The sequence below is a fragment of the Phenylobacterium sp. genome (assembly GCF_030693625.1).
Taxonomy (GTDB): domain Bacteria; phylum Pseudomonadota; class Alphaproteobacteria; order Caulobacterales; family Caulobacteraceae; genus Phenylobacterium; species Phenylobacterium ferrooxidans.
In genome coordinates, this window is record NZ_JAUYAF010000032.1 from 1 (window position 1) to 21919 (window position 21919).

The window sequence follows — 21919 nt, forward strand, 5'->3', positions numbered from 1 at the left end:
GCCGATCACACGCTCACGAAGATCAACTGACAGCGCCTTGCTCATAGGTGCCAGCCTCCGTCACCAGCACAGAGCTTGAATCAGAATCCGCGGGCCCTGGGAATCCCCAACGATTCAATCAGGTCGCAGAATGCTCTAGTCTAGGCGGCCAGGACGCCCCGCAGCGCGGTGACCAGGACCCGGGTTTCGACGGGCTTGGGCACGCAGTCGTCCATGCCTGCTGAGAGGTATCCGCGGGTCTGCTCGGGCTGCACGCTGGCGGTGACCGCGATGATCGGGGTCTTGTCACGCCCCAGCTCGACCTCGCGCCGGCGGATGCTCGAGGTGGCGGTCACCCCGTCCATCTCGGGCATGTGGATGTCCATCAGTATGGCGTCCCAGGCCTTGGCTTCCCAGGCGGCCACGGCCTCGACTCCATTGACGACGCACTCGGCCGCCAGGCCCAGCTGTTCCAGCAGGGCGCAGAGCACCAGCCGGTTGGTGGCGTTGTCGTCCACCACCAGGATGCGCAGCTTGTCGTCCATCGGCGCGGCGACCTGCGGCTCAGCCGGTGCGGCGCAGGCGGGCATGGGGACCTGAAGGGTGAATGTGGAGCCCAAACCCAGCTCGCTGATGAACCCTATGGTTCCACCCATCAGCTCCGACAGCTCCCTGCAGATCGCCAGGCCCAGGCCCGCGCCGCCGAAGCGCCGGGTCGAGGAGCCGTCGGCCTGGACGAAGCGGTCGAACATGGCCGCCTGCTGGTGCGGGGCGACGCCGATCCCCGTGTCTGTGACCTGCAGGATGATATCCTGGCCGGCAAGGGCGAAGGCGACACGCACCTCGCCGGCCACGGTGAACTTCAGCGCGTTGGAGAGCAGATTGCCGGCGATCTGGCGCAGGCGCGCGGCGTCCCCGAACCGCCATCCCCGGGCGGCGGGATCCAGGGTCAGGGTGAAGGCCAAGCCCTTGTCGGCGGCCAGCGCTCCATAGATCGCCGCCAAGTCGTCGGTCAGGCGGTCCATGTCGAAGGGTTCGGGCAGGATCTCAAGACTGCCAGCCTCGATCCGGGAAATATCGAGCACATCGTTGACGACGCTGACCAGGGCCCGGCCCGAGGCGCCAATCGTGGCCAGGTGTTCCCTCTGCGCTGAGGTCAGCTTGGTCCGGCCCATGATGTCCACCAGCCCAAGCACGCCGTTCAGCGGTGTGCGGAGTTCGTGGGCCATGGTCGCCAGGAATTCCGACTTGGCGTGACTGGCGGCCTGGGCCTGCAGGGCCAGGGCCTGAGTCTCCTCTCGACGCACCTCCGCCTCGGCCTCCAGGATCTCCTTCTGCACGGCGGCGTCGCGGAAGGTGACGACGGCCTTGGCCATCAGACCGACCTCGTCGCGGCGTTCGACGGCGGGAATTGCGACCGAATGGTCGCCCCCCGCCAGGCGGTTCATCGCCGAAGTCAGCCGCACGATGGGATTGGCCATGTTGCGGCGAAGCGCCAGCCCCATCACCGCCGCGCTCAAGGCGGCGAACAGCACGCCCAGCGCCAGGGCCGAGCCCATCGCCCGCATGGCTTCGGCCGAGCGGGCCGCGCTTGCCTCGACCGCCCTCTGGCTCTGCGCCTGGATGGCGTCCAGGGCCTGCTCGGCGGGCGCGATCAGGTCATCGGCCGTGCTTTCCGGACCCACCATCCGGGCGGCGATAGACCTGGTGGCCGGCACGTGGGCCAGCGCCATCGCGCGATCGACCGCTCGGTCGGTCCAGAGGTCATGGGCCGACTGCGCCTCGTCTATCCACGCCTCCAGCGCAGGGTCCCCAGCGGCCAGCCGGTCCAGGTCCGCCATTCGGGCTTGGAAGTGCGGTCGGTGCACTTCGGCGATCCGCCGGGCGTAGAAGGGGTCGCCGGAAATGATGTAGCCGCGAAGCGAGGCTTCCTGGCGGGCCAGGGCGAAGCGGGCGCTACTGGCCGTGGCCGCGACCCTGTGGGCATGATTGTCCGCCGCGCTCGCGTCCTGGACCACGCGAAGATTGATCGTCAGGACCACCCCCATGGCGGCGATCGCCGACAGGACCACGGCGAAGGCCAGGGTGAGCTTCCAGGTCGCGGGCAGATTGTTCAGGCGGGTGGCCAGGGCCGATCTCCCTGCGCCTGGGCCTCTTGAATCGCGTTCGGCCACGAAGGTCCCCGTCCGGGCGCAGGTGATGCGTGCGTTGGACGGAAACCTTGGCCACGGGCTCTCAACACCGGGTTAAGGCGCAGCCTGCGGCGCGGGACAAACGGCCGCACCGTATTGGGTGCAACCTGAGCTTCTAGCCCCCCGCCAAAACCTCAGCGAACAGCGCGGGGTCCACATTGCCTCCCGACAGCACCAGGCCGGTGGTCCCGTCGCCCCAGGCCTTGACCTTGCCGCTCAGCAGGGCGGCCAGGCCCACTGCGCCGCCGGGCTCCACCACCAGTTTCAGGCTAGAGAAGGCGTAGCGCATGGCTGCGGCGACCTCGGCGTCGCTGACCACGGCGATGTCGGCGACATTCTGCTGCAGGATCGGAAAGGTCAGCTCTCCGGGCGCCGGCGACTCCAGGGCGTCGCAGAGCGAGCGGGTGGTGGGCCTCAGGGTCTGTCGCGCGCCCGCCTGCAGGGAGCGCAGGGTGTCGTCGAAGCCCTTCGGCTCCACACCCACCAGGGCCGTGCTCGGCGAAAGCGCCTTCACCGCCGTGGAGACCCCCGCCATCAGGCCGCCGCCACCCACCGGTGACACCACCACGTCGAGCCCGACCCCGAGGGACTTGGCCTGGTTCACCAGCTCCAGCCCGACCGTGCCCTGGCCTGCGATGATGTCCAGATCATCGAAGGCCGGAACGACCAAGGCGCCGCGCTGAGTGGCGATCTCGGCGGCAATCGCCACGCGGTCCTCGGTCAGCCGGTCATAGAGGCGGACTTCGGCGCCATAGCCACGCGTGGCCTCCACCTTCACCGACGGTGCGTCGGCCGGCATCACGATGAGGGCGGGAACGCCCAGCAGCCTGGCCGCCAGAGCCACCCCCTGGGCGTGGTTGCCCGAGGAGAAGGCGACAACCCCGGACTTGCGTTGCGCGGCGTCCAGTTGGGCCAGCCTGTTATAGGCTCCCCGGAACTTGAAGGCGCCGACCCGCTGCAGGGTCTCGGGCTTTATGAGCACCCGGCGGCCCAGGCGGTCGTTCAACGCCGGGCTTTCGATCAACGGCGTCTCCACCGCATGGCCGTGGATCCGCGCGGCGGCGGCCTGGATGTCGGCCAGGGTCACGGTCATTTGGCGAACACCATAGCGTCGTCGGCGAAGGCCTTGAACTCCAGCGCATTGCCGGAGGGATCGAGGAAGAACAGGGTCGCCTGTTCGCCAGGTTGCCCCTTGAACCGGATCTGCGGCTCGATGACGAAGCGAGTGTCGGCGGCCTTCAGCTTGTCGGCCATCTCCTCCCACTGGGGCAGGGTGAGGATGGCCCCGAAGTGGCGCACGGGAACGTCCTCGCCGTCCACGGCGCTGGTGGACCTGTGCCCCACCTCGCCCGGCGAAAGGTGAGCGACGATCTGGTGGCCGTAGAAGTCGAAGTCGATCCAGTCGGGGCTGGAGCGGCCTTCCGGACAGCCGAGCAGGCCGCCGTAAAAGGCGCGGGCCTCTTCGAGATCGCGGACGGGGAAGGCGAGGTGGAAACGGGGCAGGGTCATGTTCGCCTCATAGACCCAAGGGCGCGGCCTGGCGAAGCGCCGATTTCCGCAGGCGCGCCTTGACGGCGGGGGCGCCTGGATGCTCTACACCCGACGAACACGACCCTGGCGCCCCAGAGGCCCGGTCGCGGTTCCTAAAATCGGTCAAGTCCACCCGCCGAGTTGCCTGTCGAAGGGCGTGGTTGGATCCCCTCGGCGGGCTGGGAGATCGTATTCCATGGGCAATGTGACAGTTATCGGGGCTCAGTGGGGCGACGAGGGCAAGGGCAAGCTGGTGGACTGGCTGTCCAATCGCGCCGACGTCGTCGTGCGTTTCCAGGGGGGCCACAACGCCGGCCACACCCTGGTGGTGGGCAACCAGGTCTACAAGCTCTCCCTGCTGCCCTCGGGCGTGGTTCAGGGCAAGCTGTCGGTGATCGGCAACGGCGTGGTGGTGGACCCCTGGCACCTGCTGGAGGAGATCGCCAAGCTCGGCGGCCAGGGCGTCCAGATCACCCCGGACCTGCTGGTCCTGGCCGACAACGCCTCCCTGATCCTGCCCCTGCACCGCGATCTGGACCAGGCCCGGGAGGCCGCGGCCGTCAACAAGATCGGCACCACGGGCCGAGGCATTGGCCCGGCCTATGAAGACAAGGTCGGCCGCCGCGCCATCCGCGTCGGTGACCTGGCCGACCGCGACGCCCTTGAGGCCAAGATCGACCGCCTGCTGGCGCATCACACGCCCCTGCGCCGGGGCCTTGGCCTGCCGGAATATGACGGCGCTGAACTGCTCGCGGCCCTGGAGGAGATCGCCCCGAAGATTCTTCCCTTCGCTCAGCCGGCCTGGCGATTGCTGGACCAGATCGTGAAGTCGGGTAAGCGGGTGCTGTTCGAGGGCGCCCAGGGCGCGCTCCTCGATGTCGATCATGGCACCTATCCCTATGTCACCTCCTCCAACACCGTCGCCGGCCAGGCCGCCGCGGGATCAGGTCTCGGGCCCAAGGGACCCGGCTATGTCCTGGGGATCGTGAAGGCCTATACGACCCGGGTCGGGGAGGGGCCGTTCCCCACCGAACTGTTCGACGAGATCGGCCAGCACCTGGGCACGGTGGGCAAGGAGTTCGGCGTCGTCACCGGCCGTCCCCGCCGCTGCGGCTGGTTCGACGCTGTCCTGGTGCGCCAGTCGGTGGCTTTGAACGGCATCGACGGCATCGCGCTCACCAAGCTCGACATCCTCGACGGCCTGCCGACCTTGAAAATCTGTGTCGGCTACAAGCTGGGCGACAAGACCTTCGATTACCTGCCGGCTGGTTTGAAGGCCCAGTCGGCCCTGGAGCCGATCTACGAGGAGATGGAGGGCTGGACCCAAAGCACCGCCGGGGCCACCTCCTGGAAGGATCTCCCCGCAAATGCGGTGAAGTATGTACGCCGGGTCGAGGAGCTGATTGGAGCCCCGGCCGCCATGGTCTCCACCAGCCCGCAGCGGGACGACACCATCATGGTGCGCGACCCTTTCCAGGACTGAGGAGAGCCAAGGCTCGCCGCGACGGATCGTCGCGGCGAGCGACACTTGCCGTCAAGGCGATCTTTACGGACGGGCCCCATATTGGGCGGAGCGTTCCCAGGAGCCCCCGCACCCGTGTTCAACGAAGAAGGCAAGCTCATTCAGCGCATGGTCCCCATGCTGCAGAGGGTGCTGATTGTTGATCCGGCGCCGGCCAGCGCGCGCCTGCTGGCTGACCTCATGCGCAATATCTCGGCCGGCCAGCTCTGGAACGCCCCGAATAACCGCAAGGGTCTGGAGGCCGCGGAGCTGGTCAATCCGCAGCTGATCTTCGTCGAGCTCTCCGGCGACAAGGTCGATGGCGTCGATTTCGCCCGCCGTGTCCGGCACAGCGAATTCAACTGCCGCCAGGCGCCCATCATCATGGTGACCGCCACCGCCACCGCAGCCGCCATCCTGGGGGCCCGCGACGCCGGGGTGCACGAATTCCTCCGCAAGCCCTACACCGCCAAGGACCTGTTGCGCCGCCTGGAGGCTGTGACCCTGCGGCCGCGAGACTGGGTGGAGGCGGTCGACTATATCGGTCCCGACCGGAGGCGGTTCAATTCCGGCGACTATACCGGCAAGCTCAAGCGCCGCTCCGACATCAAGACCACCCCGGACGCCGCGCGGATCACCCAGGCGCTGAAGATCCTGAAGTCCGCGGTCTCCGCCGTGGCCACCGACCCAAAGCAGGCCCTGCGCTCCATGCAGGCTCAAGCGGTGGATCTGCAGAAGGCCGCGGTGGCGGTGGGCGACCTGAAGCTCGTCACCACCGTGGCTGACTTCCAGCGCTACCTGGCAGGCGCCGCGGACCGTGGCGTGCTGATCCCGGAAGAGGTAGTCCGCAACGCCGCCCCCCTGCTCGCCCTGCTGCCGGCCGACGAGCTCAGCCGCAAGCCCTCCGACCGCGCCGTGGTGTCGGTCTAGGCGCAGCAAAAAGTCCTCCCCGTTTCCGGGAAGGGCTTGCTTGGTTCAGTCGGGCCGGATCAGGCGTTGACCAGGTTCCGCTCCTCGGCGGCGGTCCGCATGGACTTCTGCAGCTTCTCGAAGGCGCGGACCTCGATCTGGCGCACGCGCTCGCGGCTGACGCCGTACTCGGCGGCCAGTTCCTCCAGGGTCGACGGATCGTCCTTCAGCCGGCGCTCGGTCAGGATGTGACGCTCGCGGTCGGTGAGCTCGGTCATCGCTTCCTGCAGCAGGCCCATGCGCTGGGTCCGCTCCTGGTTCTCGGCGACCTGGGTCTCCTGGCTGACCGAGGTCTCATCCTCCAGCCAGTCCTGCCACTCACTCTCACCGTCCACGCGCAGCGGCGCGTTCAGCGAGGCGTCGGGGCCCGACAGCCGGCGGTTCATCGAGATGACTTCTTCGTTCAGCACCCCCAGCTTGGTGGCGATCTGCGCCACCTGATCGGGGTGCAGGTCCCCGTCCTGGAAGGCGCTGATCTGGCTCTTGGCCTTGCGCAGGTTGAAGAACAGCTTCTTCTGCGCCGCCGTGGTGCCCATCTTCACGAGGCTCCAGGACCGCAGGATATACTCCTGGATCGAGGCGCGGATCCACCACATGGCGTAGGTCGCCAGGCGGAAGCCCTTGTCGGGCTCGAACTTCTTGACCGCCTGCATCAGGCCGACATTGCCCTCGGAGATCACTTCGCCGATCGGCAGGCCGTAGCCGCGATAACCCATGGCGATCTTGGCCACCAGGCGCAGGTGGGAGGTCACCATGCGATGGGCGGCCTCCGGGTCTTCATGTTCCTTCCAGCGCTTGGCCAGCATGAATTCCTCATCCTTGGCCAGCATCGGAAACTTCCGGATCTCGGTGAGATACCGGCTCAGGCCGCCATCGGGCGACATCACGGACAGCGCGTTCGTGGCCATGGATCAAATCCCCTATTTCCCGGACATCTGGGTCGCCGCGCTTGGTCTGCGCGCGTCCGTCCGCCCCCTCAACCAACTAGATAGGTATCGGGTTTCAACTGCGGAAGGGCGTTGGGAGGAACGACCTATAAGTCCGACTGCTCAACTCAGGTATTTCTATTCCCGCGCCGTGGCGTCATCAAGGCGCCCGGTCCGCAAGCTTTCTCACAGGGCTGAGAGCAAAGCTTCCAGCTTGGCCATATCCGGCGGCAGGGGGCTCTCGAAGCGCAGGGCCTCGCCGGTCACTGGGTGGACGAAGCCCAGCACCGCGGCGTGCAGGGCTTGGCGGCTCAGACCGGCCTGCGCCATGGCCTCGCGCACGGCAGGCGTGGGCGGTCCCGAGCCATAGACCGGGTCACCCAGGCAGGGGCATCCCTTTGAGGCCAGGTGCACGCGGATCTGATGGGTGCGACCGGTCTCGAGCGTACATTCCAGCCGCGCGGCCTGGGGCTTCTTCTGTTGGCCGAACACCGTGCGAGTCGAATAGTGGGTGATGGCCTCGCGGCCGCCGGATTTCAGCACCGCCATCTTCTTGCGGTCGGTGGAGGAGCGGCCGATCTGCGTGACGATGGTGGCCTTGGCCGGCGACGGCGCGCCGCGCACCAGGGCCACATAGACCCGGTCGATGTCGTGGGCGGCGAACAGGGCCGAGAGTCCCTGGTGGGCGGCGTCGCTCTTGGCCACCACCACGATGCCGGAGGTCTCCTTGTCGATCCGATGGACGATGCCAGGCCGCGCCACACCGCCGATCCCCGACAGCGAGCTGCCGCAATGGTGGAGCAGGGCGTTGACCAGGGTGCCACTGGGGGTCCCCGGCGCGGGGTGCACCGCCATGCCGGGGGGCTTTTCCACCACGATCAGGTGAGGGTCCTCAAAGTGCACCGTCAGGGGGATGGCTTCGGCTTGCGGTTCCGCGGCCTCCGGCGGCGGGATCAGCAGTTCATAGTCGCCACCCTGAGCCTTGGCGGAGGTGTCGGTAAGCACCTTTCCCTCCCGGGTCACCATGCCGGCCGCCATCAGCGCCTGGATACGGGCTCGCGACAGATCCGGCAGGTGCTCGGCCAGGGTCTTGTCCAGCCTTCCGCCTGCGTGTTCGGGGGCCAGGGTCAGGCTGACTGTTTCGCCGGGCGGGGCGTCCTCGTCATCAACGAAACTCATGTTTGGCCTATCCCGCCCCGCGCAGGGGCGGTCGTAAGGCGCTGGGCGGCCAGCCGATCTCCACTGAGCGAAAGCGGCTTGAGCCCAAGGCCCGGTTTTCGCGAGAAGGGCGTGACGGCATGGGCCACAGTCCCACAGGGCCGGGCGACCACGCAACCGTGAGGTCGCCGGCGACGGTGAGCAGGCCGCCGCGTCGGCTTCCTCCTGCGAGGCCGCTGGGACGGCGACGGGTTCGTGGAGGATCCCAATACCTGGCTCCTGGCCTGCACCTCCGGTTCACAGGGCAAGTGCGTGCTCTGGGGCTACGACCCTTGGGGCAAAACGCCGGACGGGCGGCCGCTCGCCGACTTCTACCGCACCTGCCAGCAGACCGTGCGGGCCGACTAGCTGGGCGATGGCGCGCCCCACACCAAGAACGGCACGGAGATCGACGTCGTCGATATCGCCGACGGCCAGCGCCACGACACCGCGAACAACCCGGACTACATCTTCGAGGCGGGCTGGGGCCCCACCGGCGCGGTCTGTGTGGCCGCCGCCCGGGCCAGGGGCGTCCTGATCTTCACCCGGATCAAGCCGCGCTAGAGGCCGCTCTTCTCGCTCGAGTCTTCCTCATGGTGGGTGATCGACCCCTCGGTGAAGAGGAACTCCTTGAGCTGCTCGGCGAACTGATCGTCGTTGCGTCGAATCCACTCGAGCGCCATGGCGGCGTGCTCGATCTCCTCGTGGGCGTTGTGCAGCAGGATGGCCTTAAGCTCGGGGTCATCGCAGTCGTCGGCGCGCTGCCGGTACCAGTCCACCGCCTCCAGCTCCTCGATGAGCGAGGAGATGGCGTAGTGCATGTTCAGGGTCTTCTTGGACAGCTTCTCGCGCGGGACGTGAAGGCCTTCGCTGGACATCTCATGCTCCTGTCGTAACTCCCTGCTCTATGGCATGCGCAATCGAGATCACGCGAGCGTGGAAACACCATGACCATCAATAGGCGTTCGGCCCTGGCGTTCCTTGGCGCGGGCCTGGCGACACCGGCTTTCGCGCAGGCGCCGTCGCGCTACGCAGGCGCGGTCGCCTTCAAGCACGGTGTCGCCTCGGGCGACCCCCTGGCCGACCGGGTGATCCTCTGGACCCGCATCACGCCGGCGCAGGCCACCACCGGCGAGATCGCCTATCGCTGGCGGATCACCCCGACCGGCAAGACGAGCCTTTTCCGTCGGGTGAAGACCCTGACCGGCGAGGGCGTCACCAGCGCCGCCCGCGACTTCACGGTGAAGGTCGATGTCGGCGGCCTGAAGCCAGGCGTGCAGTACAGCTATGAGTTCGAGGCCAATGGGGTGGTCTCGCCGCCCGGTTGGACCCGCACCCTTCCGGTGGGCAAGACTGCCGATGTGGTGCTGGCCGTCGCCTCCTGTTCGCTGTTCCCGAACGGCTATTTCCACGCCTACAGCGCCATCTCCGCCCTGGCCCGCGTTGACGCCGTGATCCACCTGGGAGACTACATCTACGAGTACGGCGGTCCGGGCTCGTACGGCATGGACAGCAAGGTCGCCTGGCAGCGGCCCCATGAGCCCAACCATGAGATCGTCAGCCTGGCCGACTACCGGACCCGGCATGCCCAGTACAAGTCTGACGTCCAGCTTCAGGCCGCCCACGCCCGCGCCGCCTGGATCGTGGTGTGGGACGACCATGAGACCGCCAACGACAGTTTCGCCACCGGCGCCCAGAATCACACCCCGATCGATGAGGGCCCCTGGAACGAGCGCAAGGCGACCGCCATCAAGGCCTATTATGAGTGGATGCCGATCCGCGAGCCGGCGGACGGCGCCTTCTCCATCAACCGGACCTTCCATTTCGGCGACCTGGCCAGCCTGGTGATGCTGGAGACGCGGCTGACCGCCCGGGACCGCCAGCTCAGCTATGACCGGGACCTCAACGGACTGGACGGCAAGCCCGACCTGCCGGGCTTCCGCAAGAAGCTGGCCGACCCCTATCGTCGGATGATGGGCGAGCAGCAGGAAGCTTGGCTCGCGTCGGAGCTGAAAGCCTCGGTAGCCGCGGGGCGCACCTGGCAGGTGCTCGGCAATGAGGTGCTGATGGCCCGCATCGGCATCCCCAGCGCCCGCAAGGAGATGGGGGAGGCGGCCTATGCCAAGGCCCTCGCCGCGTCCTCGGACTCGGCTCGCAAGCGGATCGCCCGGCTCGGGGACTTCGCGAAGATGGACCTGCCCTACGGTCTGGACATGTGGGACGGCTATCCCGTGGATCGTGAGCGGGTCTATGCCGCAGTGAAGGCCGCTCAGGCCCGGGCCATCGTGCTCGCGGGCGACAGCCACGCCTTCTGGGTCAATGAACTCTTCGACGACGCCGGAGCCCGGGCAGGGGTTGAGTTCGGAACCACCGGGATCACCAGCCCGGGGGGCGGCGACAGCCTGCCCACGTTCCCGATCGGCGAGGTGTTCGCGCAGGCCAACAGGGAAGTGTTGTTCTGTGATCAGAACGCCAAGGGCTTCCTGCTGCTGACCCTCACCCCCAACGAGGCCAAGGCGGACCTCATGGCGGTCTCCAACATCACCGAGCCTATCTATGACACCCGCGTGGTGAAGACCTATCGGGTGACGCCGGAAGCGGGCGGCCTGTCGGCGCCGACCGAGGTCTAGCGGCGCTCCAAGGCCAGGCGCAGGCCGAAGGCCACGAACACCCCGCCGGTGGCCCGGTCGAGCCAGCGCACGACCGCGCCGCGCTTCAGGACCCTGGCGATCGGCTGGGTGGCGGCGATCAGCAGGGAGAGCCACGCCACGCCCAGCAGGACATGGATGGTGGTCAGCAGCAGCATGAACGGGGCGGCCGGAACCCCTGCCGGCAGGAACTGCGGCAGGAAGGAAACGTAGAAGACCCCCATCTTTGGGTTCAGCACGTTGGAGAGGAAGCCGCGCCGCATCCAGGCCGTGTCGCCGCCCTTCATCGCCGGCGCATCGGCGACCTCGAAACTGTGGCGTGGCCGCAGGATAAGCTCGATCCCCAACCAGACCAGGTAGGCCGCGCCCGCCCATTTCAGGATGTTGAAGGCCAGGGCCGAGGCCTGCAGCACCGCGCCCAGGCCCACGGCCACCAGCCCGCCCCAGACAAAGCAGCCGGCGAGTATCCCGACCATGGCCAGGACAGCACGCCTGGGACCTTCCACCGCGGCGGTCCGCAGGATCAGCGCGGTGTCCAGGCCGGGCGTCAGGGTCAGGAGTCCAGCCGCCACTGTGAAAGCCAGCAGCGCCTGGACGATGGTCACGGCAGACGTTCCTTCAGCTTGCCGTTCTCCACCACCCGGTAGAAGCAGGTGCGGAAGCCCGTGTGGCAGGCGCCGCCGTCGCCCTCTGGCGTCACCTTCAGCAGGATGGCGTCCTGGTCGCAGTCGATGCGAACCTCCTCAACCAGCTGAATCTGGCCGCTGGTGGCGCCCTTGTGCCAGAGCTCATTGCGGGAGCGGCTGAAGTAGTAGACCTCGCCCGTCGCGAGCGTCCGCTCCAGGGCCTCGGCGTTCATATAGCCCAGCATCAGCACCTCGCCGGTCTCCGCATGGGTGGCGATGGCCGGGATCAGGCCGGCGGAATCGAACCGCGGGGCGAGCAGGTCGCCGCGTTCGAGGATGTCCTTGGAGGTCGCGGTGGGGAAGGTGGGCTTGGCCATGGCGGCATATGGCGCCGTTCACAGCCTTCGCGCTAGCCTCGCAGAATGAGTCTCAAGGACTGGATCAAGAGCCGGGTGGCGACGATGGACCTGGCCGCCCGTCCCTGGGCGGCGCGATCGAGGTTCAACGCCTTCGCCTATGAGTTCCTGCTGTTTGGTCTGAAGCAAGCCTGGGCCTGCCTCTATGGCGGGGCGATGGTGGCCCTGCTGATCGCCAGCCACTTCTGGTGGCCGGCCGATGCGGCCCTGGCCCGCTACGACTTCCTGCTGATCGCCGCGCTCACCCTCCAGGTCCTGTTGCTGGCCACCAAGCTGGAGCGATGGGACGAGGCCCTGGTGATCGCGGTCTTCCACGTGGTCGGCACGGTGATGGAGATCTTCAAGACAAGCCACGGCTCCTGGATCTATCCGGAGGCCTCGGTCCTGAGGATTGGCGAGGTGCCGCTGTTTTCGGGCTTCATGTACGCCGCCATCGGCAGCTATATCGCCCGCGCCTGGCGATTGTTCGAGATCCGGTTCAGCAAGTACCCGCCGCTTTGGGGGCCTTGGCTGCTGGCGGTGCTGAGCTACATCAATTTCTTCAGCCACCACTACATCGTCGACATCCGCTGGGGTCTGTTTCTCCTGTCGGTGTTGCTGTTCGGGCGGGCCAGCTTCCAGTTCAGGCCGGACCGCAAGGCCCGGACCATGCCCATGCTGCTGGGCTTCCTGCTGGTGGCGGTGTTCATCTGGTTCGCCGAGAACATCGGCACCTTCACCGCGACCTGGACCTATCCGCAACAGGCCGCGGAATGGCGCCCTGTCGGCCTGGCGAAGCTGGGGTCCTGGTATCTGCTGATGATGCTGAGTTTCGTGCTGGTGAGCCTGGTCCACCGGCCGGAACCGGTGGACCCAAATGCTCGAGAGTCCTAGCGGTTGACGAAGTCCAGGAACCGCTGACGCAGGGTGGGGTCGGTCTTGAACACGCCCGTGAACTGGGTGGTGATGGTGGTGACGTGCCGATGGTGCACGCCCCGGGTGGTCATGCACTGGTGGGCGGCGTCGATCAGGACGGCCACGCCGGCCGGCCGAAGGCTGTCGGTGATGGCGTCGGCGATCTGCTGGGTCATGGTCTCCTGGGTCTGGAGACGGCGGGCGAAGATCTCGACGACCTTGGCCAGCTTTGAAATGCCCACCACCCGGTTGGTGGGCATGTAGGCGACGTAGGCCTTCCCCAGGAACGGCGCCATGTGGTGCTCGCAGTGGCTCTCCACCTCGATCTCGCGCAGCATGACGATGTCGTCATAGCCCTGCACGTCTTCAAAGGTGCGCGAGAGTTCCTTGGCGGGATCGAGGCTGTAGCCTTCGAACCACTCGCCATAGGCGTCCACCACCCGCTTGGGGGTGTCGATCACGCCTTCGCGCCTGGGGTCGTCGCCGGCCCATGCGATGAGGGTGCGGACAGCCTCCATCGCCTCTTCGCGCGTCGGGCGCTTCACGGCTTCAAGATCAACGCCGGACGTTCCGACGAGGGTTCGGTCGCGAGTACCAGCGTCCATGTGAGATCGGTTCTTTCCAGGGCTGAGTTGCGCCGGGACGAAGGTCCCGGAAAGACGCGTGGCCACCCTTATACGTAAGGCGAAGCTTTCCGGTTGCGAGACCGTGGCTTCCCTGACGCCCCATCTGTATATGGGGCGCAAGCCTTTCCCGGCAACTGTTACGCAGCGTCAGACCCTATGACTTTGAATCTCTACGACACCATGGCCCGCGCCAAGCGGCCCTTCGCCCCCCGCGATCCGAAGCGGGTGACGATGTATGTCTGCGGTCCGACGGTCTATAATTACGCCCATATCGGCAACGCCCGGCCCGTCGTGGCCTTCGACGTCCTGTTCCGTCTGCTGCGCCATACCTATGGCGCGGACGCGGTGATCTACGCCGCCAACGTCACCGACGTGGACGACAAGATCAACAAGAAGGCCGCTGAAGAAGGCGTCGACATCTCGGTCATCACCGACCGCTATCTCGATATCTACAACGCCGACATGTCGGTGCTGGGCGCCCTTCGTCCCACCCATCAGCCCCGCGCCACCCAGACCATGGACGCCATCATCGCCATGATCGGCCGGCTGGTCCGCAACAACGCCGCCTACGTCGCCGAGGGTCACGTGCTCTTCGACACCCAGGCCTATTCCGACTACGGCAAGTTGTCGGGTCACCCGATGGAGGACATGATCGCCGGCGCCCGCGTCGACGTGGCCCCCTACAAGCAGCACCCCGCGGACTTCGTGCTGTGGAAGCCGTCGAAGGACAACGAGCCGGTCTGGGAAAGCCCCTGGGGTCCGGGCCGGCCCGGCTGGCACATCGAGTGCTCGGCCATGATCGAGCAGGCCCTGGGCCTGCCCATCGACATCCACGGGGGCGGTATCGACCTGCTGTTCCCGCACCATGAGAACGAGATGGCCCAGGGCCTGTGCGCTGGCCACGAGCATGGCCAGGGCGCGGAGGCCGAATACGCCCGCTATTGGATGCACAACGGCTTTCTGAACATGGGCGCCGAGAAGATGTCCAAGAGCGTCGGCAATGTCGCTCTCGTTCACCAGCTGATCCAACAGGCGCCGGGGGAGGCCCTGCGCTGGGCGCTTCTGGTGGGCCAGTACCGGGCGCCATTGGACTGGACCGAGGAGCTGATCGAGCAGTCCAAGAAGGCCCTCGACCGCCTCTACGGCGCCTTGCGCCGCTCCAGCGAGGTGAAGGCGGAGGCCACCGGGCCGTCCGTCGCCTTCCTGGAAGCCCTCGAGGACGACCTCAACACGCCCGCCGCCATGGCTGAGCTGTTCGCCATGGCCACGGCCCTGGAGACCGCCCGCGGCGACGATCGGGCCTACGCCAAGGGCGAGCTGCTGGCCTCGGCGAACCTGATGGGCTTCCTGTTCGCCGATCCGGAGTACTGGTTCCAGGCCGGGGTCTCCGACGAGTTGCGCGACAAGGTGGACGGCCTGATCGCGGACCGTGTGGCGGCGCGGACCGCCAAGGACTGGGCCGCCGCCGACCGCATCCGTGGCGAGCTCACCGCGTTGAACATCGAGGTCATGGACAATCCGACCGGCGCGACCTGGCGGATCAAGGAACAGAGCTGATGCCGGCGATCAATGCCCCCAAGGTCTTCACCCCCGGCGCGGGCCTGACCTTCAAGAAGTCCGGCGGCGGTGGCGGACCAGGTGGTGAGAAGATCGAGCACCGCATCGGGGTCCAGGCCCCGGCGCGGGTGATCTGGGAAGTGTTGGCCGACCTGGACGCCTGGTCGGAATGGAACCCGCTCTACACCCAGGCCGTGGGCAGGATCGCTATCGGCGACACCCTGGTCCTGACCCTGAACCTGCCCGGCGAGTCGCCCGAGACCATCCGGCCGGTGATCACCGACTGGACCCCGGCCAATCTGCTGCACTGGAAACTGAGCTTGGCCGGCGGCCTGGTGCGCAGTGTCCGCTATCTCGAGATCGACGAGCTGGCTGAGGCGAGCTGCATCTTCGCCAATGGTGAGATCATGGGCGGCTTGCTGGGCCGCTACGTCGCCAAGCGGATGGGCCGCAAGATGTACCGCGGCTTCGCGGCCATGGGGGAGGCGCTGAAGGTTCGCGCCGAGGCCCAGTGGCGGGCGGAGAGTGGAAACCCCACATCGGCCTCATGATCGACGAGCTCTATTCCACCAAGCTGCTGAAGCTGGCCGCGAACCTGCCGCACAGTGGTCGCCTGCCCGCGCCGCAGGGGTCGTCGGAAAAGGTGTCCAAGCTGTGCGGCAGCCGAGTGACCATCGACGTGATCATGGACGGCGACCGCGTCGGCCAGTTCGCCCAGGACGTGAAGGCCTGCGCGCTTGGCCAGGCGTCCGCGGCCGTGCTCGGCGCCCACGTGCTGGGGGCGACGCTCGCGGAGATCGAGATGGCCCGCGATCAGTTCCGTGCTATGTTGAAGGACGGCGCAGCTGCGCCTGTTGGACGTTTTTCGGACCTAGAGATGCTCGCGCCCGTGAAGGATTACCCGGCCCGCCACACCTCGACGCTACTGGCGTTCGAGGCCGCGACCGATGCTGTCCGGCAGGCGAGCACCCGAACTAGCCGCGCCGGCATAGCTTGATCGCCACCAACCGTCGGCGTAATCGCTGCGGTTGATTTGCAAGGCGTCTGCGTCCCGGCATGACCTTTTATGAAACCTGCGTCAGAGGTGGGCTCCGCGCTTACAAGCTGACGCTTTCGCCCTGGATCGGGCGCCAATGCCGGTTTCTTCCGACCTGTTCGGAATATGCGGCGGAGGCCCTGATCGGGCACGGCCCCTGGCGCGGCTCCTGGCTCGCGGTCCGGCGGCTGTGCCGCTGTCATCCTCTGGGCGGTTCGGGCTATGACCCGCCGCCCCCGCCGCGCGGGAAGCCCAAGGGCTCCGCCCGGAAATGGACGTGTGAAACATGATCGACCTGATTTTCCCCGACGGCTCCCAGCGCCAGTACGAAGACGGCGCCACGGGCCGGTCCGTAGCCGCCTCCATCGCCAAGTCCCTGGAAAAGCGCGCCGTCCTCATCAAGCTGGACGGCGAGCTCTATGACCTGGATCGCGCCCTACCTTCGGGCGGTGTGTTCGAGATCCTGACGCGGGACGCGCCCGAGGCCCTCGACACCATCCGCCATGACGCCAGCCACGTGATGGCCGAAGCGGTGCAGGAGCTGTTTCCCGGCACCCAGGTGACCATCGGCCCGGCCATCGAGGATGGCTTCTATTACGACTTCGCCCGGGCCACGCCCTTCAGCCTGGACGACCTGGCCAAGATCGAACAGCGCATGAAGGAGATCGTCGATCGCGACGAGCCGATCACGCGCGAGGTCTGGAACCGCGAGGAGGCCATCGCCCACTTCACGGAGATCGGCGAGGCCTACAAGGCCGAGATCATCTCCGACCTGCCCGGGACCGACGAGATCACCGTCTACCGTCAGGGCCAGTGGAAGGACCTGTGCCGGGGGCCGCACCTGCCCTCCACCAAGCATGTGGGCAAGGCCTTCAAGCTGACGAAGCTGGCCGGCGCCTACTGGCGTGGAGACCACCGCAACGCCCAGCTGCAGCGCATCTACGGCACGGCGTGGGCCAGCGAGGCCGACCTCGAAGCCTATCTGACGCGCATCGAGGAAGCCGAGAAGCGCGACCACCGCAAGATCGGCCGGGCCATGGACCTCTTCCACCTGCAGGAAGAGGCCAAGGGCATGATCTTCTGGCACCCCAAGGGCTGGACCCTGTTCCGCACGGTTCAAGACTATATCCGTCGCCGTCTGGACGCGGGCGGCTACCAGGAGGTCAAGACGCCCCAGATCATGGACCGCGGCCTTTGGGACCGTTCCGGGCACTGGGAAAAATTCGGCGCCAACATGTTCGTCTGCGAAACGACGGAAGGCGAAGAGCTGGCCGTGAAACCGATGAACTGTCCGGGACACATCCAGATCTTCAACGTGGGGCAAAAGAGTTATCGGGACCTGCCGCTGCGGCTAGCCGAGTTCGGGGCCTGCCATCGCTATGAGCCGTCGGGCGCCCTGCATGGGATCATGCGCCTGCGCGCCTTCACCCAGGACGACGCCCACATCTTCTGCCGCGAGGACCAGATCGAGGAGGAGACGACCAGGTTCGTGCGCCTGCTCAACTCGGTCTATTCCGACTTCGGCGTGCACCTGGACAGCGTCAAGCTTGCCCTGCGCCCTGATCTGCGGGCCGGCACCGATGAGGTCTGGGACATCGCCGAGGACAAGCTCGAACGGGCCGCCCGCCAGGCGGTGAACATTGGGATCGAGCGGATGCCGGGCGAGGGCGCCTTCTATGGTCCCAAGCTCGAGTTCCACCTGCGCGACGCCATCGGCCGGACGTGGCAGTGCGGCACCCTGCAGCTCGACTTCGTCCTGCCCGAGCGACTGGACGCCGAATATACCGCGGAGGACGGCTCCAAGCAGCGGCCAGTGGTCCTACACCGGGCGGTGTTCGGGGCCGTGGAACGCTTCCTGGGCATCCTGATCGAGAATCACGCCGGGGCTTTCCCGCTCTGGCTGGCCCCCACGCAGGTGGTGGTCGCCACAATTACGTCCGATGCCGATGACTATGCCTTGGCGGTCGCTCAAGAATTGCGCGCGGCGGGCCTGCGGGTCGAGACAGATCTTCGCAACGAGAAGATCAACTACAAGATTCGTGAGCACAGTCTCGCCAAGGCCCCGGTGATCGCCGTGGTCGGGCGGCGGGAAGCCGAGGAGGGCAAGGTGGCTTTGCGGCGGTTTGGATCGGATGGGCAGGAAATCCTTTCGCTCGCCCAAGCCGCGAAGACCCTTGCCTTGGAGGCCTTAGCGCCCGATGTTGCTCGTTCCACGGCGGCGGCTTCGGCTTCGCCCCGTGAACCGGTCGGGGCCAGGGAGGCTGGATGAACGGCATCGCCGCACCGATCGTCGCCTTCGAACCCGCGCCAACGCCTGATTTCGTAAGGGCGCGCCGCAAGGTGTCGGTGGTCATGGTCGTGTACATGACCGGTGCGGCCCTCGAGGAAAGTGTCGCCTGCGTTCTGGCCGATCCCGCGGTCGATGAGTTCGTCATCGTCGACAACGGTTCGACCCGCATGGAGGCGGCGCGCCTCAGCGACCTCGCCGAGCGGGACCGCCGCGTGGTTCTGATCAGCGGCCAGGGCAATGTGGGCTTCGCGCGCGGCGCAAACCTGGGGGCCCGGGCCGCCAGCGGCGAGGTGATCGTCTTCCTCAATCCCGACGCCTTCCTGCAGCCGGGCTGCGTCACCGAACTGGTGCGCGCCATCGAGGGTCGTCCGGTCCCCTGCATCGTCGGCGGCCGAGTGCTGAACACCGATCGCACGGAGCAGCGCGGCGCCCGCCGGGGTGACATCACCCCGATCAGCGCCCTGATGAGCCTTAGCCACCTCTCCAAGCGCGTTCCGGCCTGGAGCCGGTACGAAGTGCACTGGGAAAACGAAGCGCCCCCCGACTCGGTGGCCGCCATCCCCACAATCTCCGGCGCGTGCTTCGCCATGCGCCGTGAGGACTTCGACGCCGTCCAGGGCTTCGACGAGGGCTATTTCCTGCACGTCGAGGACGTGGACCTGTGCTGGCGCGTGCGCCGCGCCGGCGGCATCGTGCTGTTCCAACCGAAGGCCGAGGTGGTCCACCTGGGCCACACCAGCCACGCCAGCCCCATCAAGGTGGAATTCCACAAGGGCGTCGGCCTGGCCCGCTATTTCCGAAAGCGGGCGGAGAGCATCTCCGAGACGTTGCTGGCCTGGCTGCTCTCGCCGATCATCGTCTGCACCGCTGTCGCGCGCCCCGTCATGTGGCGCGTGCGCGGCCGCGCCACTTAGGGCTCCTCAGGCGGGGAACAGCCCCGCCCGCGCCACCGACGAGGTCGGCGGTTTTCCCAGCAGATCCGACACCCATCTGGCCGTGCTGATCAGGGCCGACAGGTCGTAGCCGGTGGAGAATCCCGCCCGCTCCAGCATGTAGACCAGGTCCTCGGTGCCGATGTTCCCGGTGGCGTCCGGCGCAAAGGGACAGCCTCCCAGGCCGCCGCAGCTGGCGTCCAGGATATCGACGCCCGCCTCAACCCCGGCATAGGCGTTGGCCAGGCCGGTGTTGCGGGTGTCGTGGAAGTGCAGGCGCAGCTTCTTGGTCCCGATCACCGCCTTCACCGCCTCGACCCGGGCCCGCACGGTCCAGGGGTCGGCGACGCCGATGGTGTCGGCCAGGGCGATCTCGGCGATGTTCAGGCTCGCGGCCTCGCGGGCCAGGGCCACCACCTGGTCCTGGCTGACCTCCCCGTCGAAGGGGCAGCCGAAGGCGACGGAGAAGGTGACGCTGATCGGCGGTCCGCCCTCGGCCTCCCGGCGCGCGGCGATGGCGGCAAGGGCCGCCATCTGCTCTGCGGCGCTTGCGCCCTGGTTGCGGATGCCGAAGCCGTCGGTGGCGCAGACCACCACGTTGGCCTCGTCGCAATTGGCGGCCACCGCCCGCTCCCAGCCCTTCATGTTCAGCACCAGGCCGATGCGGGACCGTCCGGCGGTGGTGGGCAGGCTCTCCATCACCTCCTCGGCGCCGGCCATCTGGGGCACGCGCTTTGGATTGACGAAGGACACGGTCTCCATCCGCCTGGCGCCGGCGGCCTCCAGCCGGGCGATGAAAGCCAGCTTCTGGTCGACATCCAGAAGGGCCTTCTCGTTCTGAAGGCCGTCGCGCGGGCCGACCTCGACGATCTCTATGAAGCGGCTCATGGCGCGGCCTCCGGGGGCGTGGGCGGCGGGGCGTAGATGCGCAGGGTGGTCTCGTCGCCGTTGGAATAGTCCAGGCCGCTGACTTCGCCGATCTGGCGCGGTTTCAGCCCGCGCGCCTTGATGGCGGCGTCGAAGGCCTTCTGCTCGCGGCTCTCCACCACGGCGGGGCGGTTGTCGGCCAGGGCCTCGGCGGCCTGGTCGGGGCCGCCCAGGTCGGTGGGGGTGCCCAGGGCGAAGACCAGGCTGGGCTCGGCATAGCCGGCCACCGCGACCGGCGCGGGCGCGATCCCCTGGCGGGGCAGCAGGCGGGCCGCGGCCAGGGCATGCTCGGTGCGTTGCGAGATCCACAGCGGCTCCAGCCGGGGCGCGAAGGCGGCCGCCAGGGCGGTGTGGCCCAGGATGCCCAGGCCGCAGGCGGTAACCAGGGCGGTGGCCGCCTGGCCGCGCATCAGCAGGTAGGCGCCGGCCAGCCCCGCCGCCGCCAGCAGGGCGCCGGTGACCAGGGCCGCGGGGAGGTCGGAGGCGTCGCCGTACTCGGCCATCAGATAGCCCACGCCGACCGCCAGGAGCAGGCCCACCAGGGCCGACAGGCCGGCGCCGGCCCAGCGCACGCGGCCGCCCAGGGTCTCGCGCAAAGCGGCCGCAGCCAGCCAGGCCAGGGCGCCATAGGTGGGCAAGGTGTAGTGGACCAGCTTGGTGGGGGTCAGCTCGAAGACCAGGAAGGCCGGAACCAGCCAGGCCAGTGCGAATCGCACGCCCGGCTCGGCGCGGTTGCGCCAGCCGAACACCAGGGCCGCGGGCAGCAGCAGGGCGGCCGGGAAGAACAGCAGCGGGGTCGCCAGGGTGTGATAGCCGGGGGGCGCGCCGTGGCTCTCCTGGCCGCCCGCCAGCTTGGGCGCCAGATCGCCCACCACCGCAGCGCTCCAGAATCCGCCGTCGGTGGCGACCGTCACCGCCCAGGCCCACGGTCCGATGACCGCGGCGAACAGGATCAGGCCCCAGCTCCAGCCCAGGCGCTTCAGCCAGGGCGCCTTACGGTCCCAGATCCAGAGGGTCGCGGCGGTGAGGGCCACCACCATCAGTCCGACCGGCCCCTTCACCAGCACGGCCACTGAGAGGCCCAGCCAGAACAGCAGCCGCGTCAGCCGTCCGGCCGGCGCGCCGTTGAGGCTGCCGGCATAGATCCGCCCCAGGGCGGCCAAGGCCAGGGTGGTGGTTCCCGCCAGCACCGCGTCTGTCTTGGCGATGAAGGCTTCGGAGGACAACAGCAGGGTTGAGGCGAAGAGGCCCCCCGCCAGCAGGCCGGTGGGCCCGCCGAAGAACACCGCGGCGCCCCAGGCGCAGGCCGCGGCCGCCAGCATCGCTCCGAGGAGCGAGGGAATCCGGTAGGCCCAGATGTCCCGCGCCTCGGATTGAGACAGCAGGGCCACCGATCCAGCCTGCATCCAGTAGATTCCCACAGGCTTCTTGAACCGGGGCTCATCCTGGAAGCGGATCACCACGAAGTCGCCGGTCTCCAGCATCTGGGCTGTCGCCTGGGCGAAGCGTGATTCGTCGCGATCCAGCGGCGGCACGGCGAAGACGCCGGGCAGGCCTGCCAGGAAGGCGATCAGGGCGGCCAGGGCCGGCCCACGCCAACCCCGGCTCCAACGTTCGATGAAGCCGTCCAGAGTCATGAGCGCTTGAATAGCACGATCCTTCCAGGCGCCGAC

General features: G+C 67.7%; 21 protein-coding genes and 1 pseudogene. 11 read left to right on the top strand and 11 right to left on the bottom strand.

Annotated elements, in window-relative coordinates:
- Nucleotides 1-140 precede the first annotated feature (140 nt).
- The 3 genes from Q8N10_RS07055 to Q8N10_RS07065 form a co-directional block, all read right to left on the bottom strand.
- Nucleotides 141-2153, bottom strand: a complete 2013-nt coding sequence (locus Q8N10_RS07055) for an ATP-binding protein (RefSeq protein ID WP_304776912.1) — start codon at nucleotides 2151-2153, stop codon at nucleotides 141-143.
- Nucleotides 2154-2286: 133 nt separating this feature from the next.
- The gene (locus tag Q8N10_RS07060) at nucleotides 2287-3264 is read right to left on the bottom strand and encodes a threonine/serine dehydratase (protein WP_304776913.1); all 978 of its coding nucleotides are present in this window, start codon (nucleotides 3262-3264) and stop codon (nucleotides 2287-2289) included.
- Nucleotides 3261-3680 (bottom strand): VOC family protein, encoded by a 420-nt coding sequence (locus tag Q8N10_RS07065; protein ID WP_304701259.1) that lies wholly within the window; start codon nucleotides 3678-3680, stop codon nucleotides 3261-3263. The genes Q8N10_RS07060 and Q8N10_RS07065 overlap by 4 nt, the downstream gene beginning before the upstream one ends.
- Before the next feature lie 217 nt (nucleotides 3681-3897).
- On the opposite strand from Q8N10_RS07065, the gene Q8N10_RS07070 reads away from it, so the two are divergent.
- Both Q8N10_RS07070 and Q8N10_RS07075 read left to right on the top strand, forming a co-directional pair.
- On the top strand, nucleotides 3898-5184 hold the full coding sequence (locus Q8N10_RS07070; RefSeq protein ID WP_304701261.1) for an adenylosuccinate synthase: 1287 nt from the start codon (nucleotides 3898-3900) through the stop codon (nucleotides 5182-5184).
- A 114-nt stretch (nucleotides 5185-5298) separates the two neighbouring features.
- Nucleotides 5299-6132: a two-component system response regulator gene (locus Q8N10_RS07075; RefSeq protein WP_304776914.1), complete on the top strand. Its 834-nt coding sequence runs from the start codon at nucleotides 5299-5301 to the stop codon at nucleotides 6130-6132.
- 59 nt (nucleotides 6133-6191) lie between these two features.
- On the opposite strand, the gene rpoH is transcribed toward Q8N10_RS07075, so the two are convergent.
- Both rpoH and Q8N10_RS07085 read right to left on the bottom strand, forming a co-directional pair.
- Entirely contained in the window at nucleotides 6192-7079 is an 888-nt protein-coding gene (gene rpoH / locus Q8N10_RS07080) for an RNA polymerase sigma factor RpoH (RefSeq protein ID WP_304776915.1), read from the bottom strand.
- 204 nt (nucleotides 7080-7283) lie between these two features.
- Entirely contained in the window at nucleotides 7284-8276 is a 993-nt protein-coding gene (locus Q8N10_RS07085) for an RluA family pseudouridine synthase (RefSeq protein ID WP_304776916.1), read from the bottom strand.
- 204 nt (nucleotides 8277-8480) lie between these two features.
- On the opposite strand from Q8N10_RS07085, the pseudogene Q8N10_RS07090 reads away from it, so the two are divergent.
- A pseudogene (locus Q8N10_RS07090) lies at nucleotides 8481-8858 on the top strand (ADYC domain-containing protein).
- Here Q8N10_RS07090 and Q8N10_RS07095 read toward each other — a convergent pair.
- The gene (locus tag Q8N10_RS07095; RefSeq protein ID WP_304776917.1) at nucleotides 8855-9172 is read right to left on the bottom strand and encodes a ferritin; all 318 of its coding nucleotides are present in this window, start codon (nucleotides 9170-9172) and stop codon (nucleotides 8855-8857) included. The pseudogene Q8N10_RS07090 and the gene Q8N10_RS07095 overlap by 4 nt on opposite strands.
- A 69-nt stretch (nucleotides 9173-9241) precedes the next feature.
- Here Q8N10_RS07095 and Q8N10_RS07100 point away from each other — a divergent pair, with 69 nt between their 5' ends.
- Nucleotides 9242-10924 (top strand): alkaline phosphatase, encoded by a 1683-nt coding sequence (locus Q8N10_RS07100; RefSeq protein ID WP_304776918.1) that lies wholly within the window; start codon nucleotides 9242-9244, stop codon nucleotides 10922-10924.
- Here the strand turns inward: Q8N10_RS07100 and Q8N10_RS07105 are convergent.
- Both Q8N10_RS07105 and hisI read right to left on the bottom strand, forming a co-directional pair.
- A complete protein-coding gene (locus Q8N10_RS07105; RefSeq protein ID WP_304776919.1) occupies nucleotides 10921-11547 on the bottom strand; it encodes a LysE family translocator in 627 nt (208 codons plus the stop codon). The genes Q8N10_RS07100 and Q8N10_RS07105 overlap by 4 nt on opposite strands.
- The gene (gene hisI, locus Q8N10_RS07110; protein ID WP_304776920.1) at nucleotides 11544-11945 is read right to left on the bottom strand and encodes a phosphoribosyl-AMP cyclohydrolase; all 402 of its coding nucleotides are present in this window, start codon (nucleotides 11943-11945) and stop codon (nucleotides 11544-11546) included. The genes Q8N10_RS07105 and hisI overlap by 4 nt, the downstream gene beginning before the upstream one ends.
- 45 nt (nucleotides 11946-11990) lie before the next feature.
- Between hisI and Q8N10_RS07115 the strand changes: the two genes are divergently transcribed.
- Complete coding sequence (locus tag Q8N10_RS07115) at nucleotides 11991-12857, top strand: DUF817 domain-containing protein (RefSeq protein WP_304776921.1); 867 nt, start codon at nucleotides 11991-11993, stop codon at nucleotides 12855-12857.
- Here Q8N10_RS07115 and folE read toward each other — a convergent pair.
- Nucleotides 12854-13483 (bottom strand): GTP cyclohydrolase I FolE, encoded by a 630-nt coding sequence (gene folE, locus Q8N10_RS07120; protein ID WP_293494753.1) that lies wholly within the window; start codon nucleotides 13481-13483, stop codon nucleotides 12854-12856. The genes Q8N10_RS07115 and folE overlap by 4 nt on opposite strands.
- Before the next feature lie 177 nt (nucleotides 13484-13660).
- Between folE and cysS the strand changes: the two genes are divergently transcribed.
- The 6 genes from cysS to Q8N10_RS07150 are packed head-to-tail and all read left to right on the top strand — an operon-like array spanning nucleotide 13661 to nucleotide 19301.
- The gene (gene cysS / locus Q8N10_RS07125; RefSeq protein ID WP_304776922.1) at nucleotides 13661-15061 is read left to right on the top strand and encodes a cysteine--tRNA ligase; all 1401 of its coding nucleotides are present in this window, start codon (nucleotides 13661-13663) and stop codon (nucleotides 15059-15061) included.
- On the top strand, nucleotides 15061-15612 hold the full coding sequence (locus Q8N10_RS07130; protein WP_304776923.1) for an SRPBCC domain-containing protein: 552 nt from the start codon (nucleotides 15061-15063) through the stop codon (nucleotides 15610-15612). Before cysS ends, Q8N10_RS07130 begins: the two co-directional genes overlap by 1 nt.
- The gene (locus tag Q8N10_RS07135; protein ID WP_304776924.1) at nucleotides 15609-16058 is read left to right on the top strand and encodes an iron-sulfur cluster assembly scaffold protein; all 450 of its coding nucleotides are present in this window, start codon (nucleotides 15609-15611) and stop codon (nucleotides 16056-16058) included. The genes Q8N10_RS07130 and Q8N10_RS07135 overlap by 4 nt, the downstream gene beginning before the upstream one ends.
- A 59-nt stretch (nucleotides 16059-16117) precedes the next feature.
- A complete protein-coding gene (yidD, locus tag Q8N10_RS07140) occupies nucleotides 16118-16387 on the top strand; it encodes a membrane protein insertion efficiency factor YidD (RefSeq protein WP_304776925.1) in 270 nt (89 codons plus the stop codon).
- Nucleotides 16384-18366 (top strand): threonine--tRNA ligase, encoded by a 1983-nt coding sequence (gene thrS, locus Q8N10_RS07145; protein WP_304776926.1) that lies wholly within the window; start codon nucleotides 16384-16386, stop codon nucleotides 18364-18366. The genes yidD and thrS overlap by 4 nt, the downstream gene beginning before the upstream one ends.
- Nucleotides 18363-19301 carry a glycosyltransferase family 2 protein gene (locus Q8N10_RS07150; protein WP_304776927.1) on the top strand — a complete coding sequence of 313 codons (939 nt, stop codon included), beginning with the start codon at nucleotides 18363-18365 and terminating at the stop codon, nucleotides 19299-19301. The genes thrS and Q8N10_RS07150 overlap by 4 nt, the downstream gene beginning before the upstream one ends.
- A gap of 6 nt (nucleotides 19302-19307) precedes the next feature.
- Here Q8N10_RS07150 and Q8N10_RS07155 read toward each other — a convergent pair whose 3' ends face one another.
- Nucleotides 19308-20207 (bottom strand): hydroxymethylglutaryl-CoA lyase, encoded by a 900-nt coding sequence (locus tag Q8N10_RS07155; RefSeq protein WP_304776928.1) that lies wholly within the window; start codon nucleotides 20205-20207, stop codon nucleotides 19308-19310.
- Nucleotides 20204-21883, bottom strand: coding sequence for a glycosyltransferase family 39 protein (locus Q8N10_RS07160; RefSeq protein WP_304776929.1), 1680 nt, complete (start codon nucleotides 21881-21883; stop codon nucleotides 20204-20206). The genes Q8N10_RS07155 and Q8N10_RS07160 overlap by 4 nt, the downstream gene beginning before the upstream one ends.
- Between the last annotated feature and the right edge of the window lie 36 nt (nucleotides 21884-21919).